The 16533-nt window shown below is 72.1% G+C and carries 12 protein-coding genes; 5 read left to right on the top strand and 7 right to left on the bottom strand.

Annotated elements, in window-relative coordinates; genetic code table 11:
• Positions 1 to 96: 96 nt before the first annotated feature.
• The 3 genes from ACSHXN_RS05175 to ACSHXN_RS05165 all read right to left on the bottom strand — a co-directional run bounded on the left by ACSHXN_RS05175 (position 97) and on the right by ACSHXN_RS05165 (position 7796).
• Positions 97 to 1128 (bottom strand): PP2C family protein-serine/threonine phosphatase, encoded by a 1032-nt coding sequence (locus ACSHXN_RS05175; RefSeq protein WP_438302723.1) that lies wholly within the window; start codon positions 1126 to 1128, stop codon positions 97 to 99.
• A gap of 257 nt (positions 1129 to 1385) precedes the next feature.
• On the bottom strand, positions 1386 to 3041 hold the full coding sequence (locus ACSHXN_RS05170) for an NlpC/P60 family protein (RefSeq protein WP_438302722.1): 1656 nt from the start codon (positions 3039 to 3041) through the stop codon (positions 1386 to 1388).
• Between the two features lie 357 nt (positions 3042 to 3398).
• Positions 3399 to 7796, bottom strand: coding sequence for an HAD-IC family P-type ATPase (locus ACSHXN_RS05165; protein WP_438302721.1), 4398 nt, complete (start codon positions 7794 to 7796; stop codon positions 3399 to 3401).
• A 185-nt stretch (positions 7797 to 7981) separates the two neighbouring features.
• Here ACSHXN_RS05165 and ACSHXN_RS05160 point away from each other — a divergent pair, with 185 nt between their 5' ends.
• The 3 genes from ACSHXN_RS05160 to ACSHXN_RS05150 all read left to right on the top strand — a co-directional run bounded on the left by ACSHXN_RS05160 (position 7982) and on the right by ACSHXN_RS05150 (position 10595).
• Positions 7982 to 8323: a hypothetical protein gene (locus ACSHXN_RS05160; RefSeq protein WP_355138282.1), complete on the top strand. Its 342-nt coding sequence runs from the start codon at positions 7982 to 7984 to the stop codon at positions 8321 to 8323.
• 602 nt (positions 8324 to 8925) lie between these two features.
• A complete protein-coding gene (locus ACSHXN_RS05155) occupies positions 8926 to 9630 on the top strand; it encodes a helix-turn-helix transcriptional regulator (protein WP_356292425.1) in 705 nt (234 codons plus the stop codon).
• Positions 9627 to 10595 (top strand): pyridoxal-phosphate dependent enzyme, encoded by a 969-nt coding sequence (locus tag ACSHXN_RS05150; protein WP_356110341.1) that lies wholly within the window; start codon positions 9627 to 9629, stop codon positions 10593 to 10595. Before ACSHXN_RS05155 ends, ACSHXN_RS05150 begins: the two co-directional genes overlap by 4 nt.
• Positions 10596 to 10646: 51 nt before the next feature.
• Here ACSHXN_RS05150 and ACSHXN_RS05145 read toward each other — a convergent pair whose 3' ends face one another.
• Positions 10647 to 11834 (bottom strand): PP2C family protein-serine/threonine phosphatase, encoded by a 1188-nt coding sequence (locus ACSHXN_RS05145; RefSeq protein ID WP_355138288.1) that lies wholly within the window; start codon positions 11832 to 11834, stop codon positions 10647 to 10649.
• Between the two features lie 262 nt (positions 11835 to 12096).
• Here ACSHXN_RS05145 and ACSHXN_RS05140 point away from each other — a divergent pair, with 262 nt between their 5' ends.
• Positions 12097 to 12573 (top strand): SRPBCC family protein, encoded by a 477-nt coding sequence (locus tag ACSHXN_RS05140; RefSeq protein WP_059128093.1) that lies wholly within the window; start codon positions 12097 to 12099, stop codon positions 12571 to 12573.
• A 333-nt stretch (positions 12574 to 12906) separates the two neighbouring features.
• On the opposite strand, the gene ACSHXN_RS05135 is transcribed toward ACSHXN_RS05140, so the two are convergent.
• Positions 12907 to 13296 (bottom strand): DUF2071 domain-containing protein, encoded by a 390-nt coding sequence (locus tag ACSHXN_RS05135; protein WP_356292424.1) that lies wholly within the window; start codon positions 13294 to 13296, stop codon positions 12907 to 12909.
• Between the two features lie 324 nt (positions 13297 to 13620).
• Between ACSHXN_RS05135 and ppk2 the strand changes: the two genes are divergently transcribed.
• Entirely contained in the window at positions 13621 to 14424 is an 804-nt protein-coding gene (gene ppk2, locus ACSHXN_RS05130; RefSeq protein WP_356110334.1) for a polyphosphate kinase 2, read from the top strand.
• A 32-nt stretch (positions 14425 to 14456) separates the two neighbouring features.
• Here the strand turns inward: ppk2 and ACSHXN_RS05125 are convergent, their stop codons facing one another.
• Together ACSHXN_RS05125 and ACSHXN_RS05120 are read right to left on the bottom strand one after the other, a co-directional pair.
• On the bottom strand, positions 14457 to 15323 hold the full coding sequence (locus ACSHXN_RS05125; RefSeq protein WP_355138294.1) for a universal stress protein: 867 nt from the start codon (positions 15321 to 15323) through the stop codon (positions 14457 to 14459).
• A gap of 131 nt (positions 15324 to 15454) precedes the next feature.
• Positions 15455 to 16432, bottom strand: coding sequence for a nitrilase-related carbon-nitrogen hydrolase (locus ACSHXN_RS05120; protein ID WP_355138296.1), 978 nt, complete (start codon positions 16430 to 16432; stop codon positions 15455 to 15457).
• Positions 16433 to 16533: the final 101 nt, after the last annotated feature.

Below are 16533 nucleotides of genomic sequence, written 5' to 3'. Positions count from 1 at the left end.
CAGTTCCCTTCGAGCGAGGACAGACGGCTCGATCGGAAACCTTAAGCTAAGGCATGCCTTACCTGGTACGCGGGTCCGCTCTATGACCTCATAAGGCTACTTTATGCCCGTGGGCTCCAGAGTCGGCTCCGGGGTCAGGAGCAGCATCGTGACGTCGTCGCTGATGCTGCCGCAGTAGTGGACGAGATCCACCCACACCCGCTCCGCCGTCGTGCCGGGGTCGTCGTCGACAAGACCCGGAAGCCGGTCGATCAAAGGATAGTAGGCGCCGTCGGGGTTCCTGCCCTCCCAGATGCCGTCCGAGGCCAGGAACAGCCTGTCGTCCCGTAGCAGCGGCAGGGTCACCTCGTCGTAGGCGTCCTCCGGGCACAGGCCGAGCCCGAGGGGCGTGCCGGGGGTGATCTGGACCTCCGTGGCCTTCCCGTTCTGGAGCAGCACGGGCGGCGGACTGCCGCAGACGATGATCCGCACCGTGCGGGCGTCGGGGGAGAACTCGAGCAGCGCCGCGGTGGCGAACAGCTCGGGACGCCGCGCCTCGGCGGAGTCGACGAGGAGCCTGCGGTCGAGCCGGGAGGCGACCGAGGGCAGGTCCGGCTGGTCGAGCACCGCCTCCCGGAAGGCGCCGAGCAGGGAGGCGACCGTGGCCACCGCGGACAGGCCGTGGCCCTGCACGTCGCCCATGACCACCCGTACCCCGTGGGGGCTCTCGCGCACGTCGAAGAAGTCGCCGCCGACGAGCGTCCCGCGCTGGGCGGCCCGGTACAGACCGGTGCAGCGGACCCGGCCGACCTTCTCGGGCAGCGGGGGGACGACGGCGTTCTGCGTCGCTTCCGCGACGGTGCGCTCCAGGTCGAGCTGGGCGTCGCGGTGGCTGCGCACATACGACACGAACACGCTCAGCAGTGCGACGAAGCCGATGGTCAGCAGGTCGGTGTTGCCGGGGTGGTCCAGATGGAAGATCCGGGCGTGCTGCAGGGCGACGACCACGACACCGAGGACGGCGGTCGCCGCCGGCCCGTAGGACAGCACGGCCAATGGCGGGATGGCGCCGAGCAGGAATCCGATGTCGAGCGGCTCGGAGCTGGTCAGGGTGGCGACGCAGACGACCAGCAGCAGGCCCACGGGCATGATCCGCACCCATCGCGGGGGCGGCGCACCCCGCAACCAGCCCCGCCGGCTTCCGTCCTGTCCCTGCACCGTGTCCCGCACGCTTCGCACACCACCACGCTCCTACGCGAAGCCGTCGGCCGCACGCCGACGACAGACCCGACCGGTCTGCGTAAACGCTGGTGGAAAGCGCCCTGGCCGACCTCCGGGCCCGGCAGGGCCGGTGCGGGGGCGCGCGGCGCGCGGCGTTCCGCCGGTCCGGCTCCTCGCGGACGAGGTCAGGCGGGCCGCACCGCACCGTGGATCGCCGCGTTCCCCGCGAAGAAGATCGACTCCTCACGGATGTAGGACCCGGGACCGGGCGCGTGGATCATCATGGCGTCGCCGGTGTAGACGCCCACGTGGCTGCCGGTGTCGTAGAAGAAGATCAGGTCTCCGGGCCGGATGTCCGTGAGGGGGACGGTCGTCCCCATGGCGCCCTGCTCCTGCGCCGTGCGGGGGAGAGCGACCCCGGCGGCCTTCCAGGCGGACTGGGTGAGGCCGGGGGCGTCGTAGGAGTCCGGACCCGCCGCACCCCAGACGCACGGCCTGCCGATCTGCGCACGTGCGAAGGCGAGTGCCTGCGCGGCCTTCGTCTCGTACCCGGTGCCGGGCACCGCGCCGACACCGACGGGGATCTCACCGCCGGTCGTCCCGGCGAAGGCGTCCGGGGCCACGAACACGTCGGCGCCGGAAAACGCCTCGGGAAATGCCACGGGGGAGGCAAATGCGCCCGTGGCGGGGGTGATGCCGGGGTAGGTGCCGGTGGCGGCGAACGCGTCGGTGGTGGGGAAGGTGTCCGTGGCGGGGGTGCCGGTGGTCGTGTCGGCGGGGGCGATGCCGGGGTAGGTGCCGGTGGCGGCGAACGGGTCGGTGGTGGGGAAGGTGTCCGTGGCGGGGGTGCCGGTGGTCGTGTCGGCGGGGGTGATGCCGGGATAGGTTTCGGCCGCGCCGAATACCTCGGTCGTGGGGAAGGCGGGGGCGCCGGTGAACCCTCCCGTCGAAACGCCGGCCGTCAAGGCGTCGGCCGCGGCGAACGTGCTCGGTGCGACGAAGGCGGTGCCGGCGGTGAACGCGTCGGTGACGAGAGGCGGTTCCATGACGGCCGGGGCCGGGGCGGCGAACGCGGGGCCCGGGTCGAGGGCGGGCGGCTGCTGCCACTCGGCCGGGCGCTCGGCGACGGGCCGTACCGGCTCGGCGGCCGCCGGCTCCAGAGCCGGAAGACGCATGCTCTGCCGCGCCGTGTGCTGGAACAGCAACTCGCGCGCAGCGGCCAGTTTCCGTCGGGACCGCTCCTTGGAACTCCTCGGGGCGGACGACGAGGGCTTCGCGGCGGACGCGGGGAGCGCCTTTGGGGCCCGGGCCTGCGGCAAAGGCTCCGGAGCGGCGGGCAACGCAGCCACAGGACCGGCGGTCAGTTCGAGGGGCCGGGCGGTCGCCCGGCCGGCGGGTCCGGCGGTCAGTTCCGGAAGAGGGCGGCCGCCCGGCTCGCGGGAGCCGAGGTCGTCTCCGATGCGCTGCGCCGGGACCGTGGGCCGTTCCTCGGCGATCGGCATCCGGTCGGCGGGCAGCGCCGCCGGAACGATCGGTCCCAGGTTCGCGCGCGCCGCGTCGAACCACTGCCTGGCGATGGCGTCGAGCGTGGGATCGGTGCGTCTGCGTTCGCCGCCGGCCGCCGGATTGCCGCGCTTGCTGTTGCCCGCAGCCACGGCCCGGGTGGCGTTGAAGGTCCCGCTGTCCGTCTCGGCGCGGTCGTAGAGGCTGTGGATGCGCTGCTGGACCTCGGCACGGCTCGGCGCGTCGTGGCCTCCGGGACGGGAGGCGCCGGTGGGGCCGGAGTCACGGAAGCCGGGGGGGCCGAAGCCTCCGGGACGCGAGGTTCGCTCCGACGCCATGGGGACGTGCTCCTTCCGTGCTCCGCCTGCCCGAGTGAGCGGTGAGGGGCCCCCGGACCGCTCCGGCCCTGGAAAGGGTTCGGGCGGACGAATCCGAAAGGTGTGCCGTACGGCCCCTGCCCGGTGGGTGATCGGGCCGGTTCGCACCGTGGCCGATGGATCCCCGGCTCCGGCCGTGCTGGTGGTGCACCGGACTCGGCGGAGGCCGTGCAACCCGGCGAGGTTCGCCGGTGGGAGTCGTACGGCCCGCCCGACAACCTAGCCAACTTGTGTGGCCGACGTGAAGATTGACGAGCCAAATGCCCGATACGTAATTGTGACTTTTATCGTGCTGCCTCGCGGGAAAAGGGCCGTCGTTCAGGATGTGGCCGCGACCGGTGCCCGGTGGGCGACGACGGCCCTGGCCCGGCCGACGAGCGCCGGGAGGAACGGCGAGGCCACCGTCGCTCCGACCGCTGCGGACAGGGCGATCGTCCAGGCCATGGGGCCCAGCGGAGTGCAGCCGAAGAACTGGCTGAGGACCGGGGTCTGCACCACTGCCGCCAGCGCGGCCAAGGAGCCCAGGGAGGAGCCGACGATCTCCCAACTCCGGCCGCCGGCCAGCAGGGTCTGGCCGAGCTGGGTGGTGACGAGGGCGACCAGGGCGACGGTACGGGCGCGGGCGGCACGACCGGTGAAGCGGGCGGCGAGCCAGCCGGCCGTGGCGCCGAGGGCGGTGGCCACGGCGCGGCAGACCGTCTCCTCCGTGAGAGCCGTGCCCAGGGACACCTCCGGGCCCTCGTGCAGCAGGCGCTCGGCGGTCTCGGGGTTGGGTGGGCGCAGGGCGACCGCGATGGCCGGAGCCAGATCGGTGAAGAGGTTCACCAACAGGAGTTGACGGGCTGTCAGGGGCGAGGATCCGGTCGTGGCGGCGCCGAGGAGGGTGAAGGCGATCTCGCCGAGGTTGCCCCCGACGAGGATCGCCAGGGCCTGCCGCACCGAGGCCCACATGGCACGGCCCTCCACGAGGGCGGCGAGTACCGTCTCCAGCCGGTCGTCGGTGACGACGAGATCGGCGGCCGCCCGCGCCGCCGGTGTGGCCCGGGTGCCGAACGCGATGCCGATGTCCGCGAGCCGGATCGCGGGGGCGTCGTTCGCGCCGTCGCCGGTCATCGCGACGGTCCGGCCGAGGCGTTGGAACGCCTGGACCACACGGACCTTGTGCACGGGGGTGCCGCGCGCGACCACCCCCACGTCGGGCAGCAGCGCGTCGAGCGCCGAGTCGTCCAGGTCGTCGAGTTCGGCACCCGTCACGACGCGTCTGCCGTCCAGGACGCCGAGTTCGGCGGCCGTGGTGCCGGCTGTGCTCGGGTGGTCCCCGGTGATCATCACGATCTGCACGCCGGCGTCCGCCAGTTGGCGTACCGCGTCGGCGGCGGCCCCGCGCACGCGGTCGGCGAACGCGAGGAAACCGAGGAAGTCCAGATCGCGCACGGCGTCGTCGGTGAGCTTGTCGCCTGTGGCATCCCGGAGTTCGGCGACCGCGAGGATGCGATGTCCCTCAGCCGCCAGCTTCTCGCCGGTGGCGAGCACGTCCGCGCGTCCCTCCTCGTCCAGCGGCCGCCCATCCAGGGTGGCGCAGCGCTCGACGACCTCCTCCGGGGCTCCCTTCACGGACAGGACCGTGTGGCCCTCGGTCCGGCCCAGGGTCGCGTGGAAGCCGCGGCTCGGCTCGAACGGCAGACTGGACAGGCGCTGCCACTCGGGGGCCTGCGTGGTCCGGCGTACGCCCGCCTCCTCGGCGCCCGTGGTGACGGCGCCGTCCGTGGCGTGCTCGAGCCCCGCGTCGCCGTGCGGGCGTGGGGTCGCCCGCAGGGCGGCGGCGAGGACCGTGCGCTGCTCGTCACCGAGCGACTCGAGGGGCCGGCTCTCCCCGTCGGCCGCGACGGCGACGAGGGAGATGTGCCCGTGGGTGAGGGTTCCGGTCTTGTCGAAGCACAGGACGTCGGTGCGGCCGGCCGCCTCGATGGTGCGGGGGTCCCTGACCAGGGCGCCGCGCACGGAAAGCCGCCGGGCGGAGGCGAGTTGGGCCGCCGAGACCAGGAACGGCAGCCCTTCCGGGACGCTGGCCACGGCCAGGCCCACGCCTGCGCCGACGGTGTCCCGTACGGCCCGCCCCCGCAACGTGCCGGCCGCCATCAGCGCAGCCGCCGAACCGAGAGCCACGGGCAGCGTGCTGCGGGTGATCCGGGCCAGCCTGCGCTCCACGCCGACGGCGGGGGCGGCCCCCCGGCCGGCCGTCGCGGCCCGGCTCGCCTCGGTCGCGGTACCGGTCGCGACGACGACGGCGCGGCAACGACCGGCGGCGATCGTGGTGCCGTCGTAGACCATCGACCTACGCTCCGCGAGGTCCGATGCCAGGACGGGTGCGACGTCCTTGGCCACCGGGAACGACTCGCCGGTGAGCGCCGACTCGTCGACCTCCAGGTGATGTGCCTCCAGCAGACGGGCGTCGGAAGGCACCACGTCACCGGCGCTCAGGGCCACCACATCACCCACGACCAGTGCCTGGGCGGGCACGGTGGTCTCCGCCCCGTCGCGCACCACCTTGGCCATGACGGCCGACTCGCGGCGCAGCCGGGCCACCGCACGGTCGGTCCTGTGCCGCTGGAAACCGCCGAAGAACCCGGACAGCGCGGTGACCGCCACGATGACGACGGCGTCGAGCACGGCACCCACGGACGCGGACATGGCCGCCCCGGCGCCGAGCACGGGTGTGAGCGGATTGGCCATCTCGGTCAGATAGGCACGCCCGAGCGAGGACGTGCGCGCCTGCTCGCCGGTACCGGTGCCACGCCTGCGCACCTCCGCACCGGTCAGCCCCTCGGCTCTGCTGCCGGTCCTGTCGAGCACCGTGGACGGGGCCATCGCATGCCAGGGATGACGGGTGGCGGTCGACGGCCGTGGATGACGCAGCAGCCGCGCCGCCGACCAGACCCCGACGACGGTACCGAGCGCGGCCGCCGCACTGAACGCCGTGACGCCGCGTTCCTCGGGCCGCGTCGACCGTCCGGCCAGCGCCGCCGTCGCGCCCACGGCGGCCGCCGCCTGGGCGAGGCGGACTCCGCGGTGCGCGCTCTCCCGGGCGCCGCGGCAGGCGCGCACGAGGAGAAGGGCCGCCGCCAGGTCGCCGTCTTTCACATACACGTCCGCGCCCCAGGGCGGGGCGCCCTTGGGTCCGGTCAGACCGACGCCGACGTCCGCCGCTCGAAGGGCGTGCCGGTTGCGCGAGATCAGCAGCACACCGTCGCCGTCCCGCTGGAGGTCCCGTACGGAGTGGGCCAGCCGCTCGCCCGCGTCGCGTACGGCGTCCGCCTCGCGTACCGCCGGGTCGCCGGTGTGCGCGCCCGCGACCACGAGGGTCAGTCCGGACGCATGGGCGGCGGGTACGAACGCGGCGGCGGCGTCGTGCAGCTCCGGCACCACGCTGACCACGGCGAGCAGCCGGTGCCCGTGGGCCAGCCCCAGCACGAGTCGCGCGCCGTTGTGCTCGAGGCGCTGCCGGGCCCGGGATCCGGTGCGGCCGTGCAGCGAAAGGCACTCGACGGGTCCCAGTTCCCAGTCGCCGTCCCGGGCCGCCCTCTCGGGTGCGGAGCCGTCGAAGAGCCGGTGCGCCGTCGCGGCGAGGTCTCCCGCGGGGGCGTCCTCGTCGAGGGCGATCAGATCGGCCAGCAGATGGGACCCGGTGGCGAGGGCGTCCGTGTCGAGGAGCACGGTGCCGACACGGTCCAGCGCGCGCAGGGCGTCGGGGCCTGGAACGAGGACTCCTCTGCGGGCGAGGCCCCGGCCGAAGGCGCAGGCGAAGCCTTCGCGGGCCAGCAGCGGCGCCTTGGGGACCGCCGCCAGAGCGCCGCCGACCGCCTTTCCGGGCTGCCCGGTGACGAGGAGAGCGCCGGCGAAGGACGCCGCGGCCACGAGGGGTGCCTGGTCGGCGTACCGCTCGACGGGTCCGCGCTTCAGCGGTGCAGGGCGGGACGGGGGCACGGGCGCCACGCCGTGGGCGGCGGCCGCGGCACTGCCGGTCAGATGTGGTTCGGCGGCGGCCCAGGAGGAGCGCTCCGCGTCGGCTTCCATCACCCGGAGCGTGTGCCGTACGGCGTCCACGGCCGTCCCGAGGAGCCCACCGGAGCCGGCCTGGCCGAGCGCCGTCAGACCGGCCATGAGCATCTTGGCGTTGTGAGTGCCCACCGCGCGCTCGACCAGCGATCTCAGCCGGGGTTGCGAGTCGATGATGGGGAAGAGGGAGGCGACCCAGGTGGGAACGGGTGCGCGCCGGGTCAGCTCGCTCGCCGCGGCGAGCGGCGCTGCCGCCATGTGGACGGCCACGGCCCATGCCGCCCGGCGGAGGGTGTCGCCGGACAGGGGATGGTCGGGCAGCGGGTGTTCGACTCCGTGTGCGTCCTCCGCGGCCTCGACGGCCTCGATGAGGACCGACACGATCTCATCCGGGTCGCACGTGTCCTCGGTGGCGACGACGGCGTGTCCGAGCACGGTGTTCACCACGGCCCAGGCCACCCCGGGCACGTCGGCGAGGCGACGTTGTACGTCCTCGGCCAGCTTCTCCGCCTTGGGCCCGGGCAGTTCACCCTCGCTCAGGCCGCGCACGGCGATGTGGGTGCGTCCCTCGAACTGTCGTACGCGTTGTCGCGTGCCGTTCGCCAGTGCGGCGGAGGTCGACACCACCGCCCGCAGCAGCCCGCCTCCTGGCAGTGCCACAGCGCATCACCCGCTCCCGTAGGAGGACGTTCCGGTCCAGCCGTATATACAGCAACAAACTGGATGAGTAGCCACAAATCGGCGATTCAAATCAGATGTGTGCGGATACCCGGTTCGCAAGGAGCAGTGAGCGCGCCGCGACAGGCGCGCTGGAACACGCCCACTCCGAGAGAGGAGGCCGGGGGATGGCCAAGCAAGGGCTGGACGAGCAACAGAAGCGGCATGCGCATGAGGGAGCGGGCCTGCACCTTCATACGCGCACGGTGCACCCCGCGCTGACGATTCCGTACATCACCAGGGGTGACATGACGAGCACGGCGAAAGCGGCGACGTCACGGATGCCCGGCATGCCCGCGAACAAGGACCTCGTGTTCTACGGGGGTCTGGGGGCGATGGCCGTGGCAGGCGCCCTCGAATGGCCGGTAGCCCTCGCCGTCGGCGGAGCGACGTATCTGCTGCGTGGGGGACGGGCACGCAGAGGCGGTGCCGACATGCCGAGCGAACACAACGGCGGAAGGCGCGGCTAGGGCGGGCGGAGAGCCTGAGCGGCAGCCGGGGCGCCCGGCGGTGAGACGGCACCGCCGGTCGCTCCGCGTGCCGGTGGGCGGCGTCGGGTGACGCCGGGGCCGCACGCGGGGGAGAGCCGGCGCCGGGGACGCGTGTCAGGCGGCGGCCGGTGCCGTGGCGAGGTCCACGCGGCGCGCGAAGGCGGCCCACAACTCCCGGACGAGACGCATGAGGATCGCTTCGGCGAGCGCGACGCCGATCTTCGTCGCCACGGTGACAAGTATCTGGCCCATATCGGTCGACTTTCTGTTGGTTCGATGCAGCGGTCCGATATCCGACGATGCGGCCTTTTCGTCGGATGTGGGTGCACTGTGCCTGTACATCCGGCGTTTCTTGGGTGAACGACAGAAGAACGAGATGCCCGCGGCCCGACCGGCGACGGCATCGCTTTGGATTTTCTGTCCAATGGTCTAGATTCTGAGTACAGAAATTGAGGCGTTCCGCGGGATTCGGGGAGGGTGCGTGACGATGCCGGACGAGTACGTCGCCGGGTGCGCCGAGGCGTTCGTGAGGCGGGTGGGGGTGTTCCGCCACCGTGAGCCGACGGCCGCGGAGGTGACCTGTGTCGGCTGAGCAGCAGGACGCCGTCATCGCGGCCCTGACGCCCGTCGTGGACGGCATCGTCGCCACGCTCGGCTCCTTCTGCGAAGTGGTCGTCCACGACTTCCGCCACCCGGAGAACTCCGTCGTCGCCATCGCCGGCTCGGTCACGGGGCGTGCGGTCGGCGGGTCGATGAGCGAGATCGGCATGGGCCTCCTCGCCCGGGGCGACGGGGCGGCCGACGAGCTCAACTACGTCACCCGCACCCCGTCCGGGAAACTGCTGAAGTCGTCGACCATGCTCCTGCGCGACCCTTCCGGCACGGTCTTCGGCGCGTTGTGCGTGAACGTCGACATCACCGCCGTGAACCAGGCCCATGCCCTCATCGGTGAGCTGGCCGGGGTCACCGGAGCCGGCATCGTGCCCACCACCACGTTCGGCAACGACATCGACTCCGTGGTGGACGCCATCGTCGACTCCCACCAGTTGCGGCAGAACAAGCAGTGGTCGGAACTCAGCCGCGACGAACGCCTCGGCCTGTTCCGCAGCCTCGACGAGCGAGGGGTCTTCGCCGTGCGCGGCGCGGCCCAGCACGTCGCCGAACGGCTCGGGATCTCCCGGGCCTCCGCCTACAACTACCTTGCCCGGGCCCGGAACGCGCCGAACGGCTCCGACCCCGACGGCAGCGCCCCGACCGGCACAGATCAGGACGGAGTCCGTACATGACCGCCCCTTTCCTCGTCACCCTGACGGACGTCCGCGACGCCGCCGCGCGGATCAAGGGCGTGGCCCACCGCACCCCGGTGCTGCGCTCACGCACCCTGGACGAACTGGTCGGCGCGGAGGTCTTCGTCAAGTGCGAGAACTTCCAGCGGATCGGGGCGTTCAAGTTCCGCGGGGCGTACAACGCCGCCTCACGGCTGCCGGCGGACCAGGTGGCCAAGGGGATCGCCGCCTACTCCTCCGGCAACCACGCCCAGGCGGTCGCGCTCGCCGCACGTGAACTCGGCACCACGGCCGTGATCCTCATGCCGGAGGACACGCCGCGCTCCAAGAGGGAGGCGACCGCCGGCTACGGGGCGGAGATCGTCACCTACGACCGCTACACCGGGGACCGGGTGGCGATCGGCGAAGCGCTCGCCGCCGACCGCGGCCTGGCGCTCATACCGCCCTACGAGCACCCGCACGTCATCGCCGGACAGGGGACCGCGGCCCTCGAACTGATCGAGGAGACCGGGGACCTCGACGCCCTGGTCGTACCCGTCGGAGGCGGCGGTCTGATCGCCGGGAGCGCCACGGCCGCCAAGGGACTGCGGTCCGCGACACGGGTCATCGGCGTCGAACCGGAAACCGGCGACGACACCAAGCGCTCACTGGAGGCGGGCCGGCGGATCTCCATCCCCGTGCCGCGCACGATCGCCGACGGCCAGGCAGCCGACACACCCGGAGAGCTGACCTTCGCCGTCAACCGACGGCTGGTGGACGGCATCTCGCTGGTCAGCGACGAACAGATCCGCGACGCGATGCGCTTCGCCTTCGAGCGGATGAAACTCGTCGTCGAACCCAGCGGCGCGAGTGCGCTGGCCGCGCTGCTGGCCCACCGGGTCGACCGCCTGCCGCGCAGGGTCGGGGTCATCCTCTCCGGCGGCAACATCGGCGCCGGGCGTTTCACCGAGATTCTCGGCGGCTGACCCGGTTCCCCCGGCGGTCGTGGCGGTACGGTCCGGCACGGTCTTCTCCGATCACGCGCCGCGCTGCTCCGCTCCCGAACGGCGGCGGAAACCGTCGGTGTGGATGCCCAGTCCGTGATGACGGTGCCGGTGCGCCGTGGGCGTGCGATGGAGGGCGATGAGGGCCACGTCGTCGTCGAGAGGGCCGCCCGTGTGCTCGTGGAGATCGCGCCGTATGTGGTGCAGGAGCGTCTCCGGACTGGCATGGGTCCACCGCGTGAGCCGGTCCGCGAGGGGATAGAAGCCGCCGTTCTCGTCGCGTGCCTCGATGACGCCGTCCGTGTAGAGCAGGAGGGTGTCGCCCGGCTCGAACGAGAACACGTCCAGGGTGTAGTCCGCCGGGCTCGTCGCGTGCACCCCCATCGGCGGCGACGGATGCAGGCTGGGCACGGAGACCTCGTTGCCGGGGCTCAGCAACAACGGCGGAGGGTGACCGCAGCTGGTCATCCGGGTGACCGGATCCCCGTCGGGGATCTCCACCAGCAAGGCCGTCGCGAAGCGCTCGCCGAGTTCCTCGACCGGCTCGAAGTCGGCCAGGTACCTGCTCACGCTCTCCTCCAGGGCGGCCGCCAGGTCCGGCAGGGAGTCCTGCCGGTGCGCGGCCTCACGGAAGGCGCCGAGGAGCAGGGCGGCCTCGCCGATGGCGGACAGGCCCTTGCCGCGCACGTCACCGATCATGACGCGCACCCCGTTGTCGGTACGGGTCGCGGCGTACAGGTCGCCGCCGATCTGCGCCTCGTCCTCGGCGGCCAGGTACAGGCATGCGACCCTCAAGGGGCCGAGCTGTTCCGGCAGCGGCCACAGCAGGACATGCTGCGCCGCCTCGGCCACCGAGCGGACCTGGGCCAGCTGCCGGCGACGCCGGTCCCGGACGCAGCAGTAGACCACGATCACCACCGAGAGCACCGCGAGCGTGCCGATCTGGACGATGTGGTTCGTGGTGGACAGCCCGCCGTGGAACGCGGCGATGACGGTCTGCGCGGCCACCGCGAGCGCCGCGACGAAGGCGGTCGACCGGGTGCCCGCGAACGACGGGGTGAGCGCGGGCGCGATGACAAGAGCGGGGCCGAGATGGACGTCATCAGGGGAGTGGATGTCCACCAAGGTGATGACCACGATCAACGCGATGGGGAGAAGCAGCAGCGCGTGACTCGACTGCCACGGCTGCCGTGGACAGGCGAGTCTCGACCTGAGACCCATGTACTCCACCCTGCCTCGCCACCCGTGGGGCGGCCACCGGATGCCCCCTGGAGACGAGGCGCGACATCGGACGCGTCGCTCACGGTGACTTCGTGTTCCCTCCGGGTGACCGCGCGGAGCGGTCGCCCGGAGGGCGGCGCCCGGCCTCGGCGCTCGGGAACATCTGTAAACGGACGTTCCCTGGGTACCCGCCGCACTGTGCCGGGATCCGTGCGGCGGGCCGACCGCCCTGCCGCCGCCGATCAGCAAGAAGGAGGCGCAGATGAGCATCGTCAAGGAGGCGGTGGACGTCGAGGTCCCCATCCACACCGCCTACAACCAGTGGACCCAGTTCGAGGAGTTCCCGAACTTCATGGGGGGTGTCGAGGAGGTCAGGCAGATCGACGACCGCCACAACCGGTGGACCACCAAGATCGTCGGAATACGACGGGAGTTCGACACCGAGATCGTCGACCAGCTCCCCGACGAGCGGATCACGTGGCGCACCACCACCGGCGACTCGAGGCAGAAGGGCACAGTCCGCTTCCAGCGCCTCGACGACGCGCACACGCGGGTGGAGCTCGTGATGGATGTCGAACCGGGCGGAGCCCTGGAGAAGGCCGCGGACATGTTCGGGGTCATCGACCGGCGCGTCAAGGGCGACATGCGGCGGTTCAAGGACTACATCGAGCGCCGTGAAGGCGAATCCGGTGCCTGGCGCGGACGTATCAAGCCCGGTGAGTCCGGCCCGCCCCGGTGACACCGCGTACCCGAGGTTCCCCGGCCGGTAGGAGACCGGGGGACCTCGGCGCGGTTCGCGACGGGGCCGACGTACGCCGGCGCGGTGGCCGCACCGGTGTCAACGGGCCCCGGATGGCAGCGGCGGTACGACGAAAGGGGTGCCGAACCGAACGGCGACCCCGGGGGAGCAGAGCACGCTGACCGGACCCTGCTCATGGGAGGCAGACCGGCGGCAGTGACCGGACCGTCGTCCAGGTCCGGCAACTCGGCCCGGAACAGCGGCCACGGTTCCTGCTCGTCGGGCATGCACCGTACGGCCGGTGCCATGTCATGTGCGGCCCCCAGCGTGCCGTCAGAAACCTTTCCAGCCACGTGGGTTCGACGATCGGGCGACCGGTCCGTACAACGGCACGGCCGGCGGGCCCGGCGGCTGCGGGGTGCCGTCGGCGGCAGCTGGAGGTGATGACGTCGCCCTCACGCCGCAGACGCATCGCCGACCAGGAGCAGGCAGCCGGACACCGAGCCGGCCCGCCGGCGCCGGTATCAAGCGTGCGTCGTCCAGCGACCGGAACATCACATCGTGCCGGCCTTGTCCGTCCCCCGGGTACAGGCGGACGTCGGTCTCACAGAACGTTCCGGGGTACGGAAACCCCGGTCCCGGGCCGAGTCCGGCTCCGCGGCCGACGCAGGTCACCCCGTCGAGGGTGTCGGGACGGGTCCCCGCCGGAAGCAGCGCGGCCACCCGGTCCGGCTCCACCGGCCAGTGCAGGAAGGTCAGTTGCCGCCGGGCGCTGCACGAGTACCGGCCGTCGCACGGGGCGCGGGGTGGACAGCGTGATCGGCTCGATCTTCATGACGCAGCGTATGGGCACGCCGCATGCCGAGGGGGCGCGGAGCGGGCCGAAACGGCGGTCCGCCTGCCGGCGGCAGCGCGGGCGGACGGGAGACGACACCTGCGCACGTCGTGACCAGCGGGTTCGTCGGCACGTACGACCGGTGGGGATAGTGTTCGAGCCAGGGCACGGGCCGGACACGGAAACCCGCACGTCATCGACCGGGAGGCGGCATGGCCGGCAAAAAGGCGGAAACGCTGCCACGCAAGACGTACGAACTCGAACTGCTTCGCCTGCAGACCGAGTTGGTGAGGCTTCAGGAGTGGGTGCGGGCGGCGGGCGCCCGGCTCGTCGTCATCTTCGAAGGACGGGACGCGGCGGGCAAGGGCGGGACCATCAAGCGGGTGACCGAGCACCTCAACCCGCGGGTCGCCCGGATCGCGGCACTGCCCAAGCCGACCGAGCGTGAGCGCACCCAGTGGTACTTCCAGCGGTACGTGGAGCATCTCCCGGCGGCCGGCGAGATCGTGCTGTTCGACCGCAGTTGGTACAACCGGGCCGGCGTCGAGCATGTGATGGGCTTCTGCACGAAGGAGGAGTACCAGCTCTTCCTGCGCCAGTGCCCCATCTTCGAGCGGATGCTGGTGGAGGACGGGATCCTGCTGCGCAAGTACTGGTTCTCGGTGAGCGACGCCATGCAGCAGGAGCGCTTCCGGCGCCGGCTGGAGGATCCGCTGCGGCGCTGGAAGCTCTCGCCGATGGACCTGGAGTCGATCACCCACTGGGAGGCGTACTCGCGGGCCAAGGACGAGATGCTCGTGCACACCGACGTCTCCGAAGCCCCGTGGTACATCGTGGAGAGCGACGACAAGCGCAGGGCCCGGCTGAACATGATCGCTCACCTGCTGGGTTCCGTGCCGTACCACGATGTGACGCCGCCGGTGCTTGAGCTGCCTGCGCGGCCGGCGTCGACCGGCTACGAGCGCCCGCCGCGCGATCTGCAGACGTACGTCCCCGACCATGCGGCGAGTCTCTGACGGCGGGTCACCGGTGCCGGGCGGGCCGGATGTCAGTCGTGGGCGACGACGGCGACGGGGGCCACCGCGTGGTGCAGGACCGCGTGGGTGACCGAGCCGATGTGGACGCCGAGCGGGCTGCGGCGGACGCGACGGCCGACCACCACCAGCGATGCCTGACGTGAGGCCTCGACGATGTGCTCTGCCGCAGGTCCGAACCGGGACTCGCCCTTCACCTCCACGTCCGGGAACTTCCGCTCCCACTCGCCCAGCACCTCGGTGAGCGTGGCCGTCCGCTCCCGTGCGACCTCGGCGTACAGGTCCACGCCCGCGGCCAGCCCGTAGGCGTACGAGGACGGAAGGCTCCAGGCGTTCACCGCGTGCACGGAGGTACCGCGGCGGACGGCCTCCTCGAAGGCGAAGGCGATCACGGAGGCGTCGGGGGAGGCGATGTCGAGCCCGAGGAGGATCGGGCCCGAGCGGTCCGTGGCGCGCTCCTCGAGCGCCCGGACCAGTGCCACCGGTACCTCGGTGTGCGCGATCACGGCCAGGCCCACCGACCCGACCAGGAACCCCCCGATGCCGCTCATGCCGCGGGACCCGAGAACCAGCACCCCGGCGCCCTTCGCCGCGTCCGCCAGCACCTCGGCAGGGCGGCCGGTGAGCTGCTCCTCGGCGATCTCGACACCCGGATGACGCGCCCTGAGCTCCTCGGCCGTCTCGCGCGGGATCCGCTCGCTCCAGTGCTGACTCGTCTCCGCGCCGAGCAGCGGGGCCTGCGCCATGGGCTCCGGTACGGGCTCCCAGACATGCACCAGCTTCAGCGGTACGCCGCGCAGCCCCGCCTCGTGGGCCGCCCACTCGGCTGCGGCCCGGCTCTCCTGCGAGCCGTCGATCCCTGCGACCACGGTGTGCGCCATCGCTCTGCCTCCCGGACTGAGGGTGGTCTCCAGAGTGGCCGGGAAGGCGGTGTCCGCAGCAGGGGCCGCACGTCCCCCGACCGGGCCGAACGGCCCCATCGGGCCGGTCCCGGTCGCGTCGTTTGCCGGTGTCACCGGGCGAAGAGGTCCTCTTCCGTCCCCCGCGCGGCCGGCGCCTGGGTGTCGCGGGCGTGGAGCACGGATGCGGGGGTGCGGTCGATCCGCAGGCTGAGCAGTTCCGGGCGGCTGTAGTGGCCGCGCGTGTCGGCCATGCGCTTGCGCCGGTCGATCAGCGCGAAGTCCAGGTCGGCGATCACCTCGCCCTCACCGGCCGTGAGCGGCGCGCCGACGATGCGGCCCTCGGGGTCGACGACGGCGGTGAAGAAGCCGCCGGAGAACGCGCCGACGGGGCCGCCGGTGTCCCGGGCGAGCTGCGCCTGCTGGTCGGGGTCGAGCCAGGCGGTGGCGTTGACCACGAAGGAAGCCGATTCCAGCGCGTGCTGGCGGATGGCGACCTCCATCTGGTCGACGAACTTCCCGGCTCCCAGGGCGCCGGGGAACATGGCGGCGTGGATCTGCTCGCCATCGGCGATCAGGGCGTAACGCGCCAGTGGCTGGAAGTGCTCCCAGCAGGCGAGCTGACCGATGCGGCCGACGGCGGTGTCCGTCGCGCGCAGACCGGAAGCGTCACCCTGTCCCCAGACCATCCGCTCGTGGTAGGTGGGGGTGATCTTGCGGCGGCGCTGGAGCAGCGCGCCGTCCGCGTCGAACAGCAGCTGGGTGTTGTAGATGGTGCCGCCGTCGCGCTCGTTGACGCCGATCGAGACGACCATCTCGTTCTGCCGCGCGGCTTCCGCGATGGCGTTGGTCTCGGGGGAGGGGACAGTGACCGACTCCTCGAGCAGGCGCAGCTGATCACCCTCGATCGCGTAGGGCGGCTTGACCCAGGAGAAGTACGGGTAGTAGGGCACGACGGTCTCGGGGAAGACCGCGAAGCGGACATCCCGCTTCCCGAGGTCGTGGATCTTCTTCACCACCCGCTCGACGGTGCCCGCGCGGCTGTAGAGCACGGGGCTGATCTGGACGGCGGCAACTTTCACAACGGTCATGAGGGGCTCCTTCTCATTCTGCGCGATCACTGTGACCGGCAGTTACGAGCATATGCTCCTATTTGGGAGAGGGCAACGGGTGCCTGGGCGTCCCACATGGC

This window comes from Streptomyces sp. HUAS TT11, assembly GCF_051553595.1.
Lineage (GTDB): Bacteria > Actinomycetota > Actinomycetes > Streptomycetales > Streptomycetaceae > Streptomyces.
The sequence above is the reverse complement of the archived record's forward strand: the minus strand, read 5'-3'. Positions and strand labels throughout refer to the sequence as shown.

What these genes read in the sequence shown, in the direction of transcription:
- ACSHXN_RS05175 (WP_438302723.1), bottom strand. Translation starts at nt 1,128, where the DNA reads ATGCCCGTGGGCCTGCTGCTGGTCGTCTGCGTCGCCACCCTGACCAGC.
- ACSHXN_RS05160 (WP_355138282.1), top strand. Translation starts at nt 7,982, where the DNA reads ATGGCCAAGCAAGGGCTGGACGAGCAACAGAAGCGGCATGCGCATGAG.
- ACSHXN_RS05145 (WP_355138288.1), bottom strand. Translation starts at nt 11,834, where the DNA reads ATGGGTCTCAGGTCGAGACTCGCCTGTCCACGGCAGCCGTGGCAGTCG.
- ACSHXN_RS05170 (WP_438302722.1), bottom strand. Translation starts at nt 3,041, where the DNA reads ATGGCGTCGGAGCGAACCTCGCGTCCCGGAGGCTTCGGCCCCCCCGGC.
- ACSHXN_RS05140 (WP_059128093.1), top strand. Translation starts at nt 12,097, where the DNA reads ATGAGCATCGTCAAGGAGGCGGTGGACGTCGAGGTCCCCATCCACACC.
- ACSHXN_RS05120 (WP_355138296.1), bottom strand. Translation starts at nt 16,432, where the DNA reads ATGACCGTTGTGAAAGTTGCCGCCGTCCAGATCAGCCCCGTGCTCTAC.
- ACSHXN_RS05150 (WP_356110341.1), top strand. Translation starts at nt 9,627, where the DNA reads ATGACCGCCCCTTTCCTCGTCACCCTGACGGACGTCCGCGACGCCGCC.
- ppk2 (WP_356110334.1), top strand. Translation starts at nt 13,621, where the DNA reads ATGGCCGGCAAAAAGGCGGAAACGCTGCCACGCAAGACGTACGAACTC.
- ACSHXN_RS05125 (WP_355138294.1), bottom strand. Translation starts at nt 15,323, where the DNA reads ATGGCGCACACCGTGGTCGCAGGGATCGACGGCTCGCAGGAGAGCCGG.